Origin of the sequence: Sulfitobacter sp. D7, assembly GCF_003611275.1 — a bacterium.
Classification (GTDB): Bacteria; Pseudomonadota; Alphaproteobacteria; order Rhodobacterales; family Rhodobacteraceae; genus Sulfitobacter; species Sulfitobacter profundi.
The window spans coordinates 2,783,486-2,803,107 of record NZ_CP020694.1 but is presented as its reverse complement, the minus strand read 5'-3'; the positions used below and the strand labels follow the sequence as shown (position 1 = coordinate 2,803,107).

The 19,622-nt window shown below is 61.5% G+C and carries 17 protein-coding genes; 9 read left to right on the top strand and 8 right to left on the bottom strand.

Annotated elements, in window-relative coordinates:
- The first annotated feature begins 195 nt into the window (after nt 1–195).
- Genes B5M07_RS13545 through B5M07_RS13535 form a run of 3 tightly spaced genes read left to right on the top strand, consistent with a single transcriptional unit; the run spans nt 196 to nt 2,986 of the window.
- The gene (locus B5M07_RS13545) at nt 196–1,899 is read left to right on the top strand and encodes a TadE/TadG family type IV pilus assembly protein (RefSeq protein WP_120351701.1); all 1,704 of its coding nucleotides are present in this window, start codon (nt 196–198) and stop codon (nt 1,897–1,899) included.
- Entirely contained in the window at nt 1,896–2,426 is a 531-nt protein-coding gene (locus tag B5M07_RS13540) for a TadE/TadG family type IV pilus assembly protein (protein WP_120351700.1), read from the top strand. Before B5M07_RS13545 ends, B5M07_RS13540 begins: the two co-directional genes overlap by 4 nt.
- Nucleotides 2,423–2,986: a hypothetical protein gene (locus B5M07_RS13535; protein ID WP_120351699.1), complete on the top strand. Its 564-nt coding sequence runs from the start codon at nt 2,423–2,425 to the stop codon at nt 2,984–2,986. Before B5M07_RS13540 ends, B5M07_RS13535 begins: the two co-directional genes overlap by 4 nt.
- A 54-nt stretch (nt 2,987–3,040) precedes the next feature.
- Here the strand turns inward: B5M07_RS13535 and carB are convergent, their stop codons facing one another.
- Together carB and B5M07_RS13525 are read right to left on the bottom strand one after the other, a co-directional pair.
- Nucleotides 3,041–6,400: a carbamoyl-phosphate synthase large subunit gene (carB, locus tag B5M07_RS13530; protein ID WP_120351698.1), complete on the bottom strand. Its 3,360-nt coding sequence runs from the start codon at nt 6,398–6,400 to the stop codon at nt 3,041–3,043.
- Nucleotides 6,401–6,568: 168 nt separating this feature from the next.
- Nucleotides 6,569–7,345, bottom strand: a complete 777-nt coding sequence (locus B5M07_RS13525; RefSeq protein WP_120351697.1) for an alpha/beta fold hydrolase — start codon at nt 7,343–7,345, stop codon at nt 6,569–6,571.
- A gap of 53 nt (nt 7,346–7,398) precedes the next feature.
- Between B5M07_RS13525 and B5M07_RS13520 the strand changes: the two genes are divergently transcribed.
- Nucleotides 7,399–7,773, top strand: a complete 375-nt coding sequence (locus B5M07_RS13520) for a hypothetical protein (RefSeq protein WP_120351696.1) — start codon at nt 7,399–7,401, stop codon at nt 7,771–7,773.
- Between the two features lie 18 nt (nt 7,774–7,791).
- Here the strand turns inward: B5M07_RS13520 and B5M07_RS13515 are convergent, their stop codons facing one another.
- Nucleotides 7,792–8,190: a (R)-mandelonitrile lyase gene (locus B5M07_RS13515; RefSeq protein WP_067916484.1), complete on the bottom strand. Its 399-nt coding sequence runs from the start codon at nt 8,188–8,190 to the stop codon at nt 7,792–7,794.
- A gap of 176 nt (nt 8,191–8,366) precedes the next feature.
- Nucleotides 8,367–9,644, bottom strand: a complete 1,278-nt coding sequence (gene glyA / locus B5M07_RS13510) for a serine hydroxymethyltransferase (RefSeq protein WP_067940144.1) — start codon at nt 9,642–9,644, stop codon at nt 8,367–8,369.
- 181 nt (nt 9,645–9,825) lie between these two features.
- On the opposite strand from glyA, the gene B5M07_RS13505 reads away from it, so the two are divergent.
- The gene (locus B5M07_RS13505; protein ID WP_120351695.1) at nt 9,826–10,587 is read left to right on the top strand and encodes an NAD kinase; all 762 of its coding nucleotides are present in this window, start codon (nt 9,826–9,828) and stop codon (nt 10,585–10,587) included.
- A gap of 142 nt (nt 10,588–10,729) precedes the next feature.
- Nucleotides 10,730–10,927: a CsbD family protein gene (locus tag B5M07_RS13500; protein WP_067937510.1), complete on the top strand. Its 198-nt coding sequence runs from the start codon at nt 10,730–10,732 to the stop codon at nt 10,925–10,927.
- A 66-nt stretch (nt 10,928–10,993) separates the two neighbouring features.
- On the opposite strand, the gene B5M07_RS13495 is transcribed toward B5M07_RS13500, so the two are convergent.
- From B5M07_RS13495 to B5M07_RS13485, 3 genes are all read right to left on the bottom strand, one after another.
- A complete protein-coding gene (locus tag B5M07_RS13495; RefSeq protein WP_120351694.1) occupies nt 10,994–12,235 on the bottom strand; it encodes a saccharopine dehydrogenase family protein in 1,242 nt (413 codons plus the stop codon).
- A 19-nt stretch (nt 12,236–12,254) separates the two neighbouring features.
- Nucleotides 12,255–13,349, bottom strand: a complete 1,095-nt coding sequence (locus B5M07_RS13490) for a carboxynorspermidine decarboxylase (protein ID WP_120351693.1) — start codon at nt 13,347–13,349, stop codon at nt 12,255–12,257.
- A gap of 227 nt (nt 13,350–13,576) precedes the next feature.
- On the bottom strand, nt 13,577–15,469 hold the full coding sequence (locus tag B5M07_RS13485) for a propionyl-CoA synthetase (RefSeq protein WP_120351692.1): 1,893 nt from the start codon (nt 15,467–15,469) through the stop codon (nt 13,577–13,579).
- Between the two features lie 189 nt (nt 15,470–15,658).
- Between B5M07_RS13485 and B5M07_RS13480 the strand changes: the two genes are divergently transcribed.
- Both B5M07_RS13480 and B5M07_RS13475 read left to right on the top strand, forming a co-directional pair.
- On the top strand, nt 15,659–16,420 hold the full coding sequence (locus B5M07_RS13480) for a MipA/OmpV family protein (RefSeq protein ID WP_120351691.1): 762 nt from the start codon (nt 15,659–15,661) through the stop codon (nt 16,418–16,420).
- 142 nt (nt 16,421–16,562) lie between these two features.
- A complete protein-coding gene (locus B5M07_RS13475) occupies nt 16,563–16,673 on the top strand; it encodes a malic enzyme (RefSeq protein WP_120351690.1) in 111 nt (36 codons plus the stop codon).
- Nucleotides 16,674–16,731: 58 nt separating this feature from the next.
- On the opposite strand, the gene B5M07_RS13470 is transcribed toward B5M07_RS13475, so the two are convergent.
- Complete coding sequence (locus tag B5M07_RS13470) at nt 16,732–19,005, bottom strand: NADP-dependent malic enzyme (RefSeq protein ID WP_067940135.1); 2,274 nt, start codon at nt 19,003–19,005, stop codon at nt 16,732–16,734.
- Between the two features lie 221 nt (nt 19,006–19,226).
- Between B5M07_RS13470 and B5M07_RS13465 the strand changes: the two genes are divergently transcribed.
- Nucleotides 19,227–19,619, top strand: coding sequence for a cytidine deaminase (locus tag B5M07_RS13465; protein WP_120351689.1), 393 nt, complete (start codon nt 19,227–19,229; stop codon nt 19,617–19,619).
- Nucleotides 19,620–19,622 lie beyond the last annotated feature (3 nt).

The window sequence follows — 19,622 nt, the reverse complement described above, 5'->3', positions numbered from 1 at the left end:
CGCGCTGGCTTGACTATGCAACCGGCAGGGCGCAGTGATCGCTCGTTAGCAATCATTAATTGAACGAGAACAGACAGATTTTTTTAAGGGCGGCGGCCATTTCGGCGCGTGATTTACAGGTCCATCAATGACGGATGCCGCAGCCTAGAGCACAGAATTTGCTCACGAATTCAACCTCCGAAAAAGAGAGGTGTCATGAGGCGCAAAGTTATTAGTCGAATGCTTTTCGATCGAGTGAAGCGTTTTTCCAAGGACGAGGCCGGCGGGATGCTGGTCCTCATGTTGGTCGTGTTTTTCGGCATTACGATCTTTGGCGGTCTGGCCGTGGATCTGGCGAACCACGAGCGGACGCGGACCACATTTCAGACCCACCTCGACAATGCCGTGCTGGCCGCGGCCAGCCTGTCGCAAAACCTCGACCCCGAAGAGGTCGTGCGCAGCTACCTGACGTCTGCGGGGCTTGACCCCTCCGAGGTGGCGATCGACACGAGCGAAGAAAAGATCGGCGGCATTCTGGTGGGGCGGACGGTCGAAGCCTCGCTTCCCGCCGGGCTGAACACTTATTTCTTCCGGTTTTTCGACATCGACACGCTCGGCATGACGATCACGTCAGAGGCGACCGAGCGGGTGGAAGATATCGAGATTTCGCTCGTGCTCGACGTGTCGGGGTCGATGGGGGAGGAAACCAGCGACCGAAGCGGGATTAAGCTGACCCTGCTTAAGCGCGCGGCCATCGATTTCGTGGAGACAATCCTAAGCGATTCCGAAGAGGGGCGTGTGTCGATTTCGATTGTTCCCTATTCGACGAAGGTTAACGCAGGGGAGGCTCTGCTGGGCCAATATGCAGCAACCACAGAGCATAACTATTCGCATTGCGTAGATTTTGACGCGAATGATTACGGCTCCTTATCAATCGATCCCGACCAACAGATCCAGCGGACCGGACACTTTCAGTTCCAGAGCATGTCGACTTCTGATCGGGATCGTGGCCAGTGGGTTTGCCGTAAAGACGGGGGCTTTGCGATCACGCCACTGTCGGACTCGGTATCGGTACTGAGATCGCAAATTCTTGCCTTGACCGCCGAAGGGTCAACGTCGATCGATGTTGGTGCGAAATGGGGGTTGGCGTTGCTTGACCCCTCCGCGCAAGAGCCAGTGAACGGATTGATCAACGCCGGTTTGGTGGAACCTGAGTTCCAAGGCCGTCCACATCCGCATGGCGCTGAGAACAGCATGAAAGTACTGGTGCTGATGACGGATGGTGAGAACTATCCGGAATATCGACTTGAGCCCGAATATGCATCTGGCGAGTCCGACGTTATCCGCACTGATTACGGTTCGGTCGTGTTTTATACAACGGATTCGGCGGAACGCTCAAACGAGTACGACGGGGATAATTCCTATCCCGAAGCCTACTTTTACGCGACCCATCCTTGGGGGTCCGACCGGATGTGGCATGACACCACACTGCTTAATCATCCTAGTTTAGAGAAATATAAGAGTCAGGGAGAGGAAGAGCGGCTCGACTGGCCCGAGGTTTGGGCAGAGATGTCCCCCTACTACTACGGATATAATCTCTATGGTCGGCGGCGATCGGTGACCTGGTGGGGCGGATCGCAGGTTTGGAGCTCCCTTGCGAGCAGCTTCTGGGCCAACATGCATAACACAATCAGTGCGAGCGAGAAGGACCGGCGGCTGCGTCAAATCTGCGGTGTCGCGAATACCGCTGGGGTCGTGGTCTATTCCATCGGCATGGATGTCGAAAGTACCAACTCACTCAACCTCCTGAAAGATTGCGCCTCATCCGAGGCCCATTACTTCGACGTTCAGGGTTTGGAAATCCAAACCGCATTCGACATGATCGCCGCGTCCATCTCTATGCTGAGGCTGACGAAATGATCCGCTTTCTCAAAGACCGCTTTCGCCGATCCGAGGCGGGCGGGGTCACCGTTGAGTTCGTCATCCTGTTGCCGCTGGTCTTTTACTTCTTCTTCCTCGCGCTTGAGACCGGTCTGTGGAGCGCGCGTGAGATCATGCTGCGCCGTGCCACGAATTTGGCCGTGCGGGACGTGCGTTTGGCGACTGGCGCCACGCCGGGCTATGACGCGATGAAAGCGCTGATTTGCGAGCGTTCGGTATTTGATGCGGGCTGCCTAGAGAATATCCGGATCGAGATGCGCGCCTTGCCGATTGCCGATTGGGCTGACTTGGGCGGCCCTGCGCCTTGCGTGGACCGGGACGAAGATTTCGACCCGGCAAACGGCTTTCTGCCCGGCCAGCAGAACAATCTGATGATGATGCGCGTATGTCGTCTTTTTGAGCCACTTTTGCCGGGGACCGGTTTAGGCCGTCAACTGCCCGAAGGCTCCGACGGGCAATACGGCGTGCGGGTCACCACCGCTTTCGTAACGGAGCCACGCGGATGAGGGCGATTTCTTTAAAGCGTTTTTTCCAGTCCGAAGAGGGCAGCCAGACGCTTGCCTTCTTGGTGCTGCTGCCTTTGCTGGTTTGGTCGATCATGGCGATGCTGACCTTCACGGATGCCTTTCGGGTGCGCGGGATGGCGACCGATGCCACCGCCGTCATCGCCGACAGCCTGTCGCGCCAGACGACGCCAATCACCGCCAATGACCTCTTGGGGCTGCAATCGGTCGCAGAGCAACTCACCGGGTATGAGGTCTCTTTGCGGATCACTCAGGTGCGCTGCATTCTGGACTGTGACAGTCTGGGCCGTCGGATCCTCGCGGTGGATTTCTCGCAGGGGATCGGTCTGGACAGCCTGCTTGATCTCGACTTTATCGCCGGTCTCTCGCGTGAGCGCGTGCCGCTGATGGCCGATGGCGACCGTCTGGTGCTGGTCGAGACAAGTTTTACCCACGAACCGATTGCGCAGATCGGCTTGGAAGCCAAAGAGGTCAGCGTGTCGCATGCCACAAGGATGCGTTTCGCGCCCCAGCTTTGCTGGATAAGGTGCGTCATCAGCTAAGCGGGCACTGCGCCGCCTGAAAAAAGGGGCTGCCCAATGGACAGCCCCGATTTCTTACCCCTGAAGCGCTTTCACACCGATTGCATCCTCGGCCTGCGCCTTGATCGCCAGTGCCGCGGCATGGGCACCTGCGGCGGTGGTGAAGTAGGGGATCTTGTCGTAAAGCGCGATAGAGCGGATCGACTTGCTGTCTTCGACCGCCTGCGCGCCTTCGGTGGTATTCATCACCAGATGTACATCGCCGTTTTTCATCATGTCGGTGATGTCGGGGCGTCCCTCGTAGACCTTGTTCACCACATTGCAGGCATGGCCATTGGCGGTGAGCCATTCCGCGGTGCCGCGGGTGCCGATCAGGGTAAAGCCTTGGTCCAGCAGGATTTCCGCGGCCTCCAGCATGTTTTGGCCCTTGTCGGCGTCCTTGACCGAGAGGAAGGCACAGCCGTTGCGCGGCAGTGGGTTGCCAGCGCCCATCTGCGCCTTGAGGAAGGCGCGGGGGAAGTCGCGGTCCCAGCCCATGACCTCGCCGGTGGAGCGCATTTCCGGCCCCAAAAGCGTGTCGACGCCGGGGAAGCGGGCGAAGGGCAGCACCGCTTCTTTGACGGAGAACCACGGCATGTTCGGGTCGGCCAGTGTCATCGGATCGCCCAGCGGAAGGGTGTCTTCATATGCGGCCTGATCGGGGTAGGGCGGGCGCTGCGGGAAGTTGCTGAGCGGCTCCCCGGCCATGATCCGCGCGGCGATGGAGGCGATGGCGCTGTCCGTCGCTTTGGCCACGAAGGGCACGGTGCGCGAGGCGCGGGGGTTGACCTCAATGAGGTAAATCTCGCCGTCTTTCACCGCGAACTGGATGTTCATCAGGCCCACGACGTTGAGCGCTTTTGCCAGCGCGCGGGTCTGCTCTTCGACCTCTGCGATGATCTCGCGCGGGAGCGAGTAGGGCGGCAGGGAGCAGGCGCTGTCGCCGGAGTGAACGCCCGCCTCTTCGATATGCTGCATGATGCCCGCGACATGCACATTCTCGCCGTCGCAGAGGGCGTCGACATCCAGCTCGACCGCGCCCGACAGGTAGCTGTCGAGCAACACCGGGCTGTCGCCGGACACGACCACCGCATTGGTGATGTAGCGCTCGAGGCTGGCCTGATCGCGGACGATCTCCATCGCGCGGCCACCCAGAACGTAGGAGGGGCGGATCACCAGCGGAAAGCCGATTTCCTTGGCGATTTCCATCGCTTCGGCGTCGGAATGGGCGATGCCGTTGTGTGGTTGTTTCAAGCCAAGGTTCAGCACAAGCTGCTGGAAACGCTCGCGGTCTTCGGCCAGATCGATCATGTCGGGCGTGGTGCCGAGGATCGGGATGCCGGCCTCTTGCAGGCCATTGGCAAGCTTCAAGGGGGTCTGGCCGCCGAACTGAACGATGACGCCGTGCAGCGTGCCGTTCTCCTGCTCGACGCGCAGGATTTCCATCACGTGTTCAAAGGTCAGCGGCTCAAAGTACAGGCGATCCGAGGTGTCATAGTCGGTCGAGACCGTCTCGGGGTTGCAGTTGACCATGATGGTCTCATAGCCCGCGTCGGTGAGCGCATAGCAGGCGTGGCAGCAGCAGTAGTCAAACTCGATGCCTTGGCCGATGCGGTTCGGGCCACCGCCAAGGATGACGACCTTCTTGCGGTCTGATGGCCGCGCTTCGCATTCCGCCTCGCCCATCAGCGGGCTTTCGTAGGTGGAGTACATGTAGGGGGTCTGCGCTTCGAATTCGGCGGCGCAGGTGTCGATGCGTTTGAAGACGGCTTTGACGCCGAGAGCCAGCCGCGCGTCGCGAACCTGCGCCTCGCGGCTGTCAGTCAGCATGGCGAGCCGGGCATCGGTGAAGCCCATCATTTTCAACTCGCGGAAGGTATCTGCATCGTCGGGCAGACCGCTGGCGCGGATGCCCTCTTCGGCTTCGATGATCTCGCGGATCCGGGCAAGGAACCACGGGTCGAACATGGTATGCGCGTGCAGATCGTCGTCGGACATGCCGTGACGCATCGCTTGGGCAATGGTGCGCATCCGGTCAGGGGTCGGGGCCGACACGGCTTTGATCAGCGCCGCCATATTCTCTGGCGCGTCGCCGGGCAGGTCGCTGTTGAGACCGGTGATGGCCACTTCGTCAAAGCCGGTGAGGCCCGATTCCATCGACGCCAGCGCCTTTTGCAGGCTTTCGTGGATGGTGCGGCCGATGGCCATGGTCTCGCCCACCGATTTCATCGCGGTGGTGAGGTAAGGCTCGGCTCCGGGGAATTTCTCAAAGGCGAATTTGGGGATCTTGGTGACCACATAGTCGATGGTCGGCTCGAAAGACGCGGGCGTGACGCCGGTGATGTCGTTGTCGAGCTCGTCCAGCGTAAAGCCCACGGCCAACTTCGCCGCAATCTTGGCGATGGGGAAGCCGGTGGCCTTGGACGCCAGCGCCGAGGAGCGCGAAACGCGCGGGTTCATCTCGATCACGACCATGCGGCCATCGGCGGGGTTCACGGCCCATTGCACGTTGGAGCCGCCGGTCTCTACTCCGATCTCGCGCAGCACGGCGATGGAGTGGTTGCGCATGATCTGGTACTCTTTGTCCGTGAGCGTCAGGGCCGGGGCCACGGTGATGCTGTCGCCGGTATGCACGCCCATCGGGTCGATGTTCTCGATCGAGCAGACGATGATGGCGTTGTCGGCGGTGTCGCGCACCACTTCCATCTCGTATTCTTTCCAGCCCAGCAGCGACTCATCGACGAGGATTTGCCCCATCGGCGAGGCATCCATGCCCGAGCGGCAGTAGAATTCGTAATCCTCGCGGTTGTAGGCCACGCCGCCGCCGGTGCCGCCCATGGTAAAGGCGGGGCGGATGATCGCGGGAAGGCCGACGTATTCCAGCGCCTCAAGGGCGAGGTTCACGCCAGCGGCGAGGTCTTTCTTGCCGTCCTCGCGCTTGGGCGCGGTGACGATGGTGGCTTTGGGGTTTTCGATGCCCAAACGGTCCATCGCCTCGCGGAAGAGCTTGCGGTCTTCGGCCATTTCGATGGCTTCGCGCTTGGCCCCGATCATCTCGACGCCGAATTTCTCAAGCACGCCCATCTCTTCGAGCGCGAGCGAGGTGTTCAGCCCGGTTTGGCCGCCCATGGTGGGCAGCAGCGCATCGGGGCGCTCTTTTTCGATGATCTTGGCGACGATTTCAGGTGTGATGGGCTCGATATAGGTGGCATCGGCGAGCCCGGGATCGGTCATGATCGTGGCCGGGTTGGAGTTGACGAGGATGACGCGGTAGCCTTCCTCTTTCAGCGCCTTACAGGCTTGAGCGCCGGAATAGTCAAACTCGCAGGCTTGTCCGATGACAATCGGCCCCGCACCAATGATCATGATCGACTGGATGTCGGTACGTTTCGGCATGGCGGCCCCCTAAATTTGCAAATTGTCCTGCCTTATAGGCAAGGCGGCTCTGGCTGCAAGGGGGGAATGGCCATCACGGCCCGAGAAATAAGGGTGGCGCTGTGGCTTCACCCCCTCAAGGGCAGCGATCCGGGGGGCCTTAGGGGGCTGCTGAAGGGATCAGCTTGGCTAGTCAGACCCTTCGGTATTAAGGAAGATGCGCAGCGTCGCCTCGAACTCGCGCGGTTTTTCCGCGTGGAGCCAATGCCCCGCGCCGGGAATTTTGGCAAAGCGCGCTTGCGGGAAAAGCGCCTTGATCGCCTCGCGGTGTTCGGGCTGAACATAGTCCGAGGCCCCCCCCGAGAGGAACAGGGTCGGTCCCTCGAACTGCCCGCTCACATCATCGGGCCAGCCGATGATCTTGGGCATCTCAGCCTCGAGTGCGTCAAGGTTCAGCCGCCAGCGTTTTCCGGGCACGTCGAGCGATTGGGTAAAGAAGCTCTGCAACGCGCGCTCTACCCCGGCTGTGGCCAGTTGCGCTTCGGCGTCCGAGCGGCGTTCGATCTGGGTGAGGTCCACGCCGCGCATGGCGTCGATGAACATCTGCTGTGTGTGCCCATAGGTGACGGGCGCGATATCGGCGACGATCACCCGGCGGAGCAGATCGGGCTGGGTCAGCGCCAGCATCATCACCGCCTTGCCGCCCATGGAGTGACCGCAGATGTCCACCGGGCCGCCCAGATGCGTGATAACCTCGGCCAGGTCCTGCGCCATCTCGGGATAGCTATGGGTGTCGTGATGCGGGCTGCTGCCGTGGTTGCGCATGTCCACCGTGACGACGTGGCGATTGTCGGAAAGACGTTTCGCGATGACGCCCCAGTTGCGGCCAGAGCCATAGAGGCCATGAACGATAAACAGGGACGGACGGTCGGCGGCGGCTTCGCCATATTCGGTGTAATTCAACATGCGGTCAAATTACGGGCATTGCAGCCCGGGGACCAGAGCGATTAGATGCGCGCATGATTGACCGCCAAGATTTCAACACCCGCGCCGAGGCGCTGCGCCCCCTGTTCGAGGATCGGCTGCGCATCAAAGCCCGCGATCTGCGCGAGGCGTTTCACCGCGCCGGACCGGAACTGCCGCGCGGCATTCGCGGCGATGGGGTGTTGCTGAGCAAGACCGAGCATCTGGTCGCAAACCCTCATATCGCCCGCCAGCTGGAGGATGCCCCCGTTTGGGCGGCCTTCAACCGGGTCACGGCGCATCTGCGTGAGATCGACCCCAAGGCCCGGCGGCGCGGGATCATTCTGGATCGTTTGGCGGGAGTGGCCTTTAACATTCTCGTGGTTTTCGTGGGCTTCGTGATCTGGCTTTGGTGGCGCGGCTACGTTTAAGCCGCCGCGCCCAAGGGCTTAGGCCGGGTCGTAATCCGCGTCCGTCACCTTTTCCATCCATTCGACAGCCTCGCCGACCTGCGCCTCTTGCAGGGCGATATGGGTCATGGCGCTGTCTGGCGCGGCGCCGTGCCAGTGTTTCTCTCCGGGGCCGAACCAGACGACATCGCCTTTGTTAAGCGTTTGCACCGGGCTGCCCTCGGTCTGGGCGCGGCCGGTGCCTTCGGTGACGATCAGGGTCTGGCCCAAGGGGTGGACATGCCACGCCGTGCGCGCTCCGGGTTGGAAGGTCACCGTCACCCCGCGCAGGCGGGCGGGGGCCGGGGCAGAGATCAGCGGGGCCATCTCGACCTCTCCGGTGAAGTAATCTTCGGGGCCGGGTTCAGAGGGGCGGCTGCCTTTGGGGTGAATGATCATGCGGTTCTCCTTTGCAGAAGAATGTGGCGCGGGGGGAGGGGATCGGCAAGGGGGAGCGTGACAGAGCATCAGAGGGCAGCGCCCGCCCATGGGGCGGTCGGGCGCTGCCCGGCGGCGCAGGGCGCCTTGATTCCGGGCAAAGAAAGGCCCCCGCATCGCTGCGAGGGCCAAACTTCTCAGAGGTTCGGATACATCGGGAAACGCTGGCACAGCGCTTCGACTTCGGCGGCGACTTTCGCCTCAACCTCGGCATTGCCTTCAGCACCATTGGCCGCAAGCCCGTCGACCACTTCGATGATCCAATCGGCGATCTGGCGGAACTCGGCCTCACCGAAGCCGCGCGTCGTGCCCGCGGGGGAGCCGAGACGGATGCCAGAGGTTACCATCGGCTTTTCGGGGTCAAACGGCACGCCGTTCTTGTTGCAGGTGATATGCGCCCGGCCCAGAGCCTTCTCGGTGTCATTGCCCTTCACGCCTTTGGGGCGCAGATCGACCAGCACCACATGGGTGTCGGTGCCATGTGTCACGGTGTCGAGGCCGCCTTTGATCAACTGATCCGACAGCGCTTGCGCGTTGGCGATGACCTGCTTGGCGTAGGTTTTGAACTCGGGGCGCTGTGCTTCGCCAAAGGCCACGGCCTTGGCTGCGATCACATGCATCAGGGGGCCACCCTGAATGCCGGGAAAAATCGCCGAGTTGATCTTTTTCGAGATCGCTTCGTCATTGGTCAAGATCATGCCGCCGCGCGGGCCGCGCAGGGTTTTGTGGGTGGTTGTGGTGGCCACATGCGCATGCGGGAAGGGGGAGGGGTGCTCACCCGCCGCCACGAGGCCCGCGAAATGCGCCATGTCGACCAGCAGGTAGGCGCCGACGCTGTCGGCAATCTCACGCATTTTGGCAAAGTCGATCTGGCGTGGAATGGCGGAGCCACCGGCGATGATCATCTTGGGCTTATGCTCAGCCGCCAGTTCGGCAACTTGATCGTAATCCAGCAGGTTGTCCTGCTTGCGCACGCCGTATTGTACAGCGTTGAACCATTTGCCGGATTGGTTCGGCTTGGCCCCGTGGGTCAGGTGACCCCCGGCATCAAGGCTCATACCCAGAATGGTGTCGCCGGGTTGCAGCAGCGCGGTAAAGACACCTTGGTTTGCTTGGCTGCCCGAGTTCGGCTGGACGTTGGCGAATGCGCAGTCGAACAGCGCGCAGGCGCGTTCGATAGCAAGGTTCTCGGCCACGTCGACATGCTCGCACCCGCCATAATACCGACGGCCCGGATAGCCTTCGGCGTATTTGTTGGTCATGATGCTGCCCTGCGCCTCAAGCACCGCAGCAGAGACGATGTTCTCGCTGGCGATCAACTCGATCTCGTCGCGCTGGCGGCCCAGTTCGGCATCAATCGCAGCGGCGAGGGCCGGGTCGGAATCAGCAAGAGATTTGGTGAAGAAATCGGACATCAGGGGATCCTCATTGGGGCTGGTTTCGCGTGTTGCCTATCGGAAACGCGGGCCGAGGTGAAGGCTGTAAACCGACAGGTTGCAAGATATGTGCGTCAACACTGGTGGCGCGCGGAATAATGTGATTGTTTTGGCCCCAAACGCCGATGATCGGAAACTTCGCCGGAATGAGCCTGCTGACATGTCTCTAAAGATCGCTTTTGTGGCTAGCCGGGCCAGCGTGGCCCAAACGGCGCGGGCCGCTTTGATCGGACGCTATGGTGACGTATCCCTGCGTCAGGCTGAGGTGATCGTGGCCTTGGGGGGTGACGGTTTCATGCTGCACACGCTGCACAGCACCCAAGACATGGACGCACCGGTCTATGGGATGAACCGCGGCACCATCGGCTTTTTGATGAACGCTTACCGCGAGGGCGACCTGCAAGCGCGGCTGGCGGCGGCGGAAGAGGCGGTGATCAACCCTCTGGTCATGCGCGCCACCCATATCGACGGGACCATCTCGACCGCGCTGGCGATCAACGAGGTGTCCCTGCTGCGCGCCGGGCCGCAGGCGGCCAAGTTGCGCATCACGATAGACGGGCGGCAGCGGATGGAGGAACTGGTCTGTGATGGGGCGCTGGTGGCGACGCCTGCGGGCTCCACCGCCTATAACTATTCCGCGCATGGGCCGATCCTGCCAATTGGTTCGGATGTGCTGGCCTTGACCCCGATCGCCGCCTTCCGCCCACGCCGCTGGCGCGGGGCGTTGCTGCCGAAACGGGCGACGGTGCGCTTTGACGTGCAAGAACCGCAAAAACGCCCCGTGATGGCGGATGCCGACGGGCAATCGCACCGCGATGTGACCACGGTTGAGGTCTCTTCGGATCCAAGCGTAAGCCATCGGATCCTCTTCGATCCCGGTCATGGGTTGGAAGAGCGGTTGATCTCGGAACAGTTCAACTAACGTCCCCCGTCACTGCGGCCCTGCAGACGGCGTCTTTCCGCCTCTGCGCTCCTCGGACAGGGAACCCTGACTTCGCGCCAGCGTTGTACCTGCAAGAGCGGGACAATCCCGCATCTTCACAGCCTGTGAAAGGAGACCTGACATGAATTGGGACCGTATCGAAGGCAATTGGAATCAGATGACCGGCGCGGTGAAATCGCAATGGGGTGATCTGACCGATGATGAAATCACCGAAGCGCGCGGCAACCGCGAGCAGCTGGTGGGTAAGATTCAAGAACGCTATGGCATCGCCAAAGATGAGGCCGAGCGTCAAGTCGATGACTTCGCTGCGAAATACTGATTTTCGTAGCTGGCATTAAAAAAAGGCGACCCCCTCGGGGGTCGCCTTTTGCGTTTCAAGAGAGGCTCAGGCCTCGTGCCAAGCGCGGTCGCCCTTGTCGTCTTTCACGCGGGTCGGCAGGCCAATGTCATCCAGCAGACCGAACAGCGGCTTGGGGTCCAGTTCTTCGACATTGACCATGGTGCCGCCATCATAGGTGCCATCGGCGATCAGCATCGCAAAGGCCACGGGCGGCACGCCTGCGGTGTAGGAAATGCCTTGGCTGCCGACCTCGTTATAGGCTTCCTTGTGATCGGCGACGTTGTAGACAAAAACCTCAACCTCTTCGCCGTCCTTCACGCCTTTCACCAGATCACCGATGCAGGTTTTGCCGGTGTAGTTCGGCGCAAGGCTCGACGGGTCGGGGAGTACGGCCTTCACCACTTTCAGCGGCACGACCTCAAGCCCTTCGGCGGTGGTCACAGGCTGTTCGGAGAGCAAGCCGAGGTTTTGCAGCACGGTGAACACATTGATGTAGTGATCGCCAAAGCCCATCCAGAAGCGCACGTCGGCATGGGGGTAGTTCGCGGCCAGCGAATGCACCTCATCATGGCCCGACATATAGGCTTTCTGCTTGCCGACGACGGGCAGATCCCATTCGCGGCCCACTTCGAACATCTTGTTCTCTTGCCACTCGCCTTCTTGCCAGCTGTAAACGGTGCCGGTGAATTCGCGGAAGTTGATTTCGGGGTCGAAGTTGGTCGAGAAATACTTGCCGTGGTCGCCTGCGTTGATGTCGACGATGTCGATGGATTTGACCTCGTCCATGAACTCATCAACTGCGAAACGGGCGAAGGCGTTGACCATACCCGGATCAAAGCCAGCGCCTAGAATCGCGGTCACACCCGCCTCGGCGCAGGCCTCGCGGCGCTTCCATTCGTAGTTGCCATACCACGGCGGGGTCTCGCAGATCTTGCGGGGGTCTTCGTGGATCGCGGTGTCGATATAGGCGGCACCGGTGTCGATGCAGGCCTGCAGCACGGTCATGTTCACGAAAGGCGAGCCCACGTTGATCACGATCTGGCAGCCGGTTTCCTTGATCAGGGCGGCGACAGCGGCGGTGTCCATGCCATCGACTTCGTGCGCCTTGAACACGCCGTCCTGTTTCATCGCGTTTTTCTCATGCACGCTGGCGATGATCGCCTCGCATTTGGAAACCGTGCGGCTGGCGATATGAAGCTCACCCAAACGATCATTATTCTGAGCGCATTTATGCGCCACAACCTGTGCGACGCCGCCCGCGCCGATGATAAGAACATTGCGTTTCATAGTTTTGACCTCTTTCTTGTCACGACAGGGCGGCGGCGAAATCGTCATAGTCGAAATCGCGCACCATTCGGGTGGTTCCGTCCAACTCGCGTACTGCGATGCCGGGCATTTTGACGCCGTTGAACCAGTTTTTCTTGACCATCGTGTAACCGGCAGCGTCTTGGAACGAGAGGCGGTCGCCCGCCTTTAGCGGCGCGTCAAAACGGAACTCGCCAAAGATATCGCCGGCAAGGCAGGACTTGCCGCAGATCATCCATTCGTGGTCGCCGGTGTCGGGCGCGATCTTGGCCGGTTCGCGGTAGATCAGCAGGTCAAGCATATGTGCCTCGATCGAGCTGTCGACGATGGCGAGGTTCTTGCCGTTGTGCATCGTGTCGAGCACGGTGACCTCCAGCGTCGCAGCCCCGGTAATCGCGGCCTCGCCCGGCTCCAGATAGACCTGCACGCCAAAGGCTTCGGCGAAGGATTTCAGCCGCAGCGCCAGATCATCAAGTGGGTAGTCCGCGCCGGTGAAATGGATGCCGCCGCCAAGGCTGATCCAGTCCATCTTGTGCAGCACAGCGCCAAAGCGGTCTTCGATCAGGGTCAGCATCTCGTCGAAACGCGCGAAGTCATCATTCTCGCAATTGTTGTGGAACATCAGCCCGGCGATCCGGTCTGCGACCGCGTCGATCGCCGCAGGGTCGTGTTCACCCAGACGGCTAAAGGGCCGCGCGGGGTCGGCCAGATCGAAGTCGGAGGTGGAGACGCCGGGGTTCACCCGCAGCCCCCGGATATGCCCGCGCGACTGCGCGTCGAATTTATCGAGCTGGCCGATGGAGTTGAAGATGATCTTGTCGGCGTGGCCCAGCACCTCGTCGATCTCATGCTCGGCATAGGCGACGGAATAGGCGTGGGTCTCACCGGGGAATTTCTCGGCCCCCAGCCGCACTTCGTAGAGCGATGAGGAGGTCGAGCCGTCCATATACTCCGACATGAAGTCGAAGACCGACCAAGTGGCGAAACACTTCAGCGCCAGCAGGCAACGCGCGCCCGAAAGCGCGCGGAGGCGGGCGATCTTCTCCATATTGTCGCGGAGATTGGCCTTGTCGATCAGGTAATAAGGTGTCTGCACGTCGAAAACCTTTCTGCGCGGCCGGAGGGCATGCTCCGGGAGGGAAAAGACCCACTGGATGTGCTGTCGTGGTTGGCCCCGCTGCGGGGCATTTCCGAGGGCGCTTCGCATATTTCGCGCAAGCAGCGCAATTGTAAAAAAACGCGCGGGCAGGCAAGCCCGTGCGTTTCCTTGGGTGAGAGTTTAGCGCCAGACCTGCGCAGGTCCACCGCCTTGAGGTTTATTGGTCAGGCCTGCGGGTAGCCGATGCCTTTCAGCGCGTCACGAATCTCGTCCAAGATTGCCGGGTCGTCGATGGTTGCGGGCGGCTTGAAATCCTCTCCATCGGCGATTTTCACGATGGTCGCGCGGAGGATTTTGCCCGATCGGGTCTTGGGCAGGCGGTCCACCACAATGGCCTGTTTAAAGGCGGCGACGGGGCCAATCTGCTCGCGCATCCGGGTGACGCATTCCGCGACGATTTCTTCATGCGGGCGGTCGACGCCCTTGGTAAGGCACAAAAAGCCCACGGGCGACTGGCCCTTGAGGTCATCGCTGACCCCCACCACGGCGCATTCGGCCACATCGGGGTGGCCCGCCAAGACCTCTTCCATCGCCCCGGTCGACAGCCGGTGGCCTGCCACGTTGATCACGTCATCGGTGCGCGCCATAATCCAGACATAGCCGTCTTCATCAATCCGGCCTGCATCGCCGGTCTCATAATAGCCGGGGAAGGTGGTGAGATAGGATTTGCGAAACCGGTCTTCGGCGTTCCACAGGCCGGGCAGGGTGCCGGGGGGCAGGGGGAGCTTGATGGCAATCGCGCCCAACTCTCCAGCAGGCAGGGGTTCGCCGCGCTCATCAAGAATTTCCACGTCATAGCCGGGCATCGGCACGGTGGGCGAGCCGACCTTGACCGGCAGCGCCTCAAGCCCCGCCGGGTTGCCGACAATGGTATAGCCGGTTTCAGTCTGCCACCAATGATCGTAGACCGGCTTGCCCAGCTTTTCTTGCGCCCATTCGACGGTATCCGGATCGGCCCGTTCCCCCGCGAGGTAAAGCGCACGCAGGCTCGATAGATCGTATTTCTTGATCTCCTCGCCCTTGGGGTCTTCGCGTTTTACGGCGCGGATCGCGGTGGGGGCGGTGAAGAAACTCGACACGCCATGCTCTTCGATCACCCGCCAGAAGGTGCCTGCATCGGGGGTGCCCACGGGCTTGCCCTCGAACACAACGGTGGTGTTTCCCGCAATCAGCGGCGCATAGCAGATGTAGCTGTGGCCCACGACCCAGCCCACGTCTGACGCGGCCCAGAAAACCTCGCCCGGATTGACGTTATAGATGTTTTTCATCGTCCAGTTCAGCGCCACCAGATGCCCCGCCGTGGGGCGCACCACGCCTTTGGGCGCGCCGGTGGTGCCGGAGGTGTAAAGGATATAGGCCGGGTGGTTCCCCTCAACGGGGACGCAAGGCGCGGGGCGCACGCCGTCTTGGGCGGCATACCAGTCAATGTCCCGCTCGGGGTTCAACTCACAGGGTTTCTGGCCGCGTTGCAGGATGATGCAGGTGTCGGGCTTATGCGTGGCCTGTTCGATAGCCCCGTCGAGCAGGGGCTTGTAATCCACCACCCGCGATGGCTCCACCCCGCAAGAGGCGGCGATGATCGCCTTGGGTTTGCAATCGTCGATCCGCACCGCCAGCTCGCTTGAGGCAAAGCCGCCGAACACCACCGAATGGATCGCGCCAATCCGTGCGCAGGCCAGCATCGCCTCCACCGCTTCGGGGACCATGGGCATATAGATCACCACGCGGTCGCCTTTTTCCACACCTTGCGCCACCAGCGCGCCGGCGAGCGAGGCGACATGGGCCTGCAACTCGCTATAGGTCAGGGTCGATTTATTGCCGGTGATCGGGCTGTCATAGATGATCGCCACACGCTTGCCGTTGCCCTGTTCGACATGGCGGTCCACAGCGTTGTAGCAGGTGTTTACACTGGCATCCGCGAACCACTCATAGATATGGTCGCCCCGGTCATACAGCGCGCGCGTCGGCGCGATGTCCCAATCGATCGTCTCTGCCTGCTCCAGCCAATAGGCTTCCGGATCGGCCTGCCAGCGGTCATAGGTGTCACGGTATCCCATGGTGTTCCTCCTCCTGTTGCACTGTGCGGCAAACCCGCGGGCCGGGTATAGCTGTACTGACGCGCAAATATTTCCAGCCACTCTGGCCGCTTAGAAAGATTTCGGCAAGCGGATCGCTATTGTTCCTGTCAGTTGCGGCGCGTCATGCTAGATTGCCCCGAAACCCTATTACCTTTGGAGCCTGCCCACATGCGTCTCGCCCTTTCTCTGCCCCTTGCTTCCTGCCTCGCCATGGTTGCCGCGCTGCCGGTTGCGGCGCAGGACCGTTCCTTCAACTTTGCCCTGCGCGGCGGGGTGGGGGCGGCACCTGATTATCCGGGCGCCAGCAGCTACCGCGCGACGCCGGATTTGGCCTTTACCTTTGGCTCGTTGGAATGGGGCGGGCGCAAGATCGGTACCAACATCGGCGAAGCGCCCAAAACCGGTTTCGGCTTTACTGGCGCGTTCCGCTATCTGGGCGAGCGTGACAGTTCCGATCACCCCGAACTGGCGGGGCTTGAGGACATCGATGCGGCGGTCGAACTGGGCTTTGGCGTGGTCTACCGCGAGGTGAACTGGCAGGTCTTCGGCAAAGTGCGCCAAGGGTTTGGCGGGCATGAAGGCGTGACCGGCGACATCGGCGCTGACGTGATTTTCCGCCCCGATGAGCGTTGGACCATCACCGCAGGCCCGCGTTTCAGCCTTGGCAATGACACCTATGCCGACACTTATTTCGGCGTCGACACGGCCACACCGACCTTGGCGGCCTATGAGGCCGAAGGCGGCCTGCTGGGGGCGGGCGTCGAAGTGCAGGCGACCTACCGTCTGGACGAGGCATGGGCGCTTGAGGGGGCCGTGGCCTATCAGCATCTGCTGAATGACGCCGCCGACAGCCCGATCACGCAGGCCGGTTCTGATGATCAATGGACCATGCGCATCGGCGTGAGCCGCGCGTTCAACTGGCGGTTCTAAGCGGCATTGCGCCGCCTCTCGGGGCGGCGCGTTGTTTGCGACATCTCGGTCGAAAACGGATCAGTTTGCGGCAGGATTCTTGTCATGATGAGGTTAGGCGCGGCATGAGGCCAGCGCCCCTCGCATGACAAAGGGCCCGACCATGGGTGACAAAATCAGCAACAAGAAGAAGCAAGCCAAGGCCGCGGCAAAACCCGCCGCCAAGGCCCCGTCCTCCGTCGCGGACATCAAACCCGCCACGCCCCGTAAATAAACTTATCCCCGACCACGCAGCGCCGTCCCCCGAAGGGGGCGGCGTTTTGCTTGGGGGCTTAGCCGTAATGCGCGACCGGGGTGCCCGCGATGGCGCCCACATTGAGCAGCCCGCGCGCGGTGATCGAGGGCGATACGATATGCGCCCGGTTGCCCATCCCCATCAGGATCGGCCCGACCTCAAGCCCATCGCCCTTCATTTTCAGGATGTTACGCACGCCCGAGGCGGCATCGGCATGGGCGAAGACCAGCACATTGGCGGCCCCTTCCATCCGGTTGCAAGGCAGCAGCCGCGCGCGCAATTCTGGATCAAGCGCGGTGTCGATGTTCATCTCGCCTTCATAGACGAAATCGTGGTTGCCTGCGTCGAGGATTTGCAGCGCCGCGCGCAGACGTTTGCCCGACCCTTCGCCCTGATTGCCAAACTGGCTTTGCGAACACAGCGCGACTTTCGGCTCAATCCCAAAGCGCCGGACGTGGCGGGCAGCCCCGATGGCGATCTCGGCGATCTGTTCGGGGGTGGGGTGTAGGTTCACCTGCGTATCCGCGATGAAAAGCGGCCCGTCTTCGAGAATCATCATCGAAAGCGCGCCATGCGGGCGGAAACCGTCGCGGCCCAGCACCTGATTGACGTAGTTCAGATGCCAGCCAAACTCGCCAAAAGTGCCGCAGATCAGGCTGTCGGCCTCTCCGCGATGCACCATGACCGCGCCGATGGCGGTGGTGTTGGTGCGCATGATCGCCCGCGCGATGTCGGGACTGACGCCGCGGCGGCACATCAGGCTGTGATAGGTCTCCCAATAGTCGCGGTAGCGCGGGTCGTTTTCGGGGTTCACCAGATCGACGTTCTGACCCAGTTGCAGGTTCAGCCCGGCCTTTTCGATGCGCCGTTCGATCACCTCGGGGCGGCCAATGAGGATGGGCCGTTCCACCGTCTCTTCGATGATCGCTTGCGCTGCGCGCAGCACGCGCTCGTCCTCGCCTTCGGCAAAGACCAGACGGCGGGGGGAGGAGCGGGCGGATTCAAAGACCGGGCGCATGATCAGCGCGGATTTGAACACCGACCCGTCGAGTTTGCGTTTATAGGCGTCGAGGTCTTCGATGGGCCGCGCCGCCACGCCCGTCTCCATCGCGGCCTTGGCCACGGCAGAGGATACCACACCGATGAGGCGCGGATCGAAGGGTTTCGGGATCAGGTATTCCGCGCCAAAAGTCAGTTGCTCGCCCTGATAGGCTGCTGCCGCCTCGGCACTTGTCGTCGCGCGGGCGAGGGCGGCGATACCATCGATACAGGCGATCTTCATCTCGTCGTTGATCGTGGTCGCGCCCACATCCAGCGCGCCCCGGAAGATGAAGGGGAAGCAGAGCACGTTGTTGACTTGGTTGGGAAAATCGCTGCGCCCTGTGGCGATAATCGCGTCGGGTGCCACGGCGCGGGCAAGATCGGGTAGAATTTCGGGCGTCGGGTTCGCCAGCGCAAAGATGATCGGGCGTTTGGCCATCTTCGCGACCATTTCAGGCGACAGCACGCCGGGGCCCGACAGGCCAAGAAAAAGGTCCGCCCCGTCGATCACATCGTCCAGCGTGCGCAGATCGGACTTCTGCGCATATTCCGCTTTGCTGGGGTTCATGTCCTCGGTCCGGCCTTCATAGACCAGCCCGTTGATGTCACACAGCCAGACGTTCTCGCGCTTCACGCCCAGCTTTAGCAGCATGTTGAGGCAGGCGATCCCCGCCGCCCCGCCACCGGTCGAGACGATCTTGATGTCCTCGAACTTCTTACCCGCCACATGTAGCGCGTTTTTCGCAGCCGCGCCGACGACGATGGCGGTGCCGTGTTGGTCATCGTGGAAAACGGGGATGTTCATTCGCTCACGGCAGATTTTCTCGACGACGAAACAATCGGGGGCTTTGATGTCTTCGAGGTTGATCGCGCCGAAACTCGGCTCCATCGCGCAGACGATCTCGGCCAATTTTTCGGGGTCGGCTTGGTCCAGCTCGATGTCGAAACAGTCGATATTGGCGAATTTCTTGAAGAGCACGGCCTTGCCCTCCATCACCGGTTTCGAGGCCAGCGCGCCGATATTGCCCAGCCCCAGCACCGCGGTGCCATTGGTGACCACGGCCACCAGATTGCCGCGCGAGGTATAGCGGGCGGCGGTGTCGGGGTCGTTCTTGATCTCGATGCAGGCCTCGGCCACGCCGGGCGAATAGGCGCGCGCCAGATCGCGGCCATTGGCCAGCGGTTTGGTCGCGCGGACCTCCAGCTTACCGGGCCGGGGGTGTTCGTGGTAGTCCAATGCTGCTTGGCGCAAGTTGGGGGTGTCGGACATCGTTCATGCTCCTCCCGAATAATGGTTTAGCGTTAAACTAATTTTTGCGCGCAAGCAAAGCGGCATTTGGGCGGGTCGGTCTTGGCGGCGGGTGGCTTTGCCCCAGCGTCGTCCTTGCAGGTCATTTTACGCAGGCTTTATGAGGCGATTGAGGTGACATGTGGTTTTGCATCGCACAGGGCGGGGCAATTTCCTATAGTCCGAGAAAAGGGGAGAGCCTAATGACTGATTTGCGCGAAGCGGCTGTGATGGTGCGGGAAAATGCCCATGCGCCCTATTCGAATTTCAAGGTCGGTGCGGCGATCCGCACGGCGTCGGGCGCGGTATTCAGCGGCTGCAATGTCGAAAACGTCGCCTACCCGCAGGGCACCTGTGCCGAGGCTGGGGCGATTGCCGCCATGGTCGCAGCGGGCGAGCGTGACATCGCCGAGGTCTATGTGGTGGCGGGCAGCGATCTGCCGGTGACCCCCTGCGGCGGCTGCCGTCAGAAACTGGCCGAGTTTTCGGGCGACAAGGTGTCGGTGACCATGGCGACCGTGGCGGGCAAAGAGCAGCAGATGACCATGGGCGACCTGCTTCCGGGGGCCTTTGGCGCCGCCCATATGCAGGGTTAACCT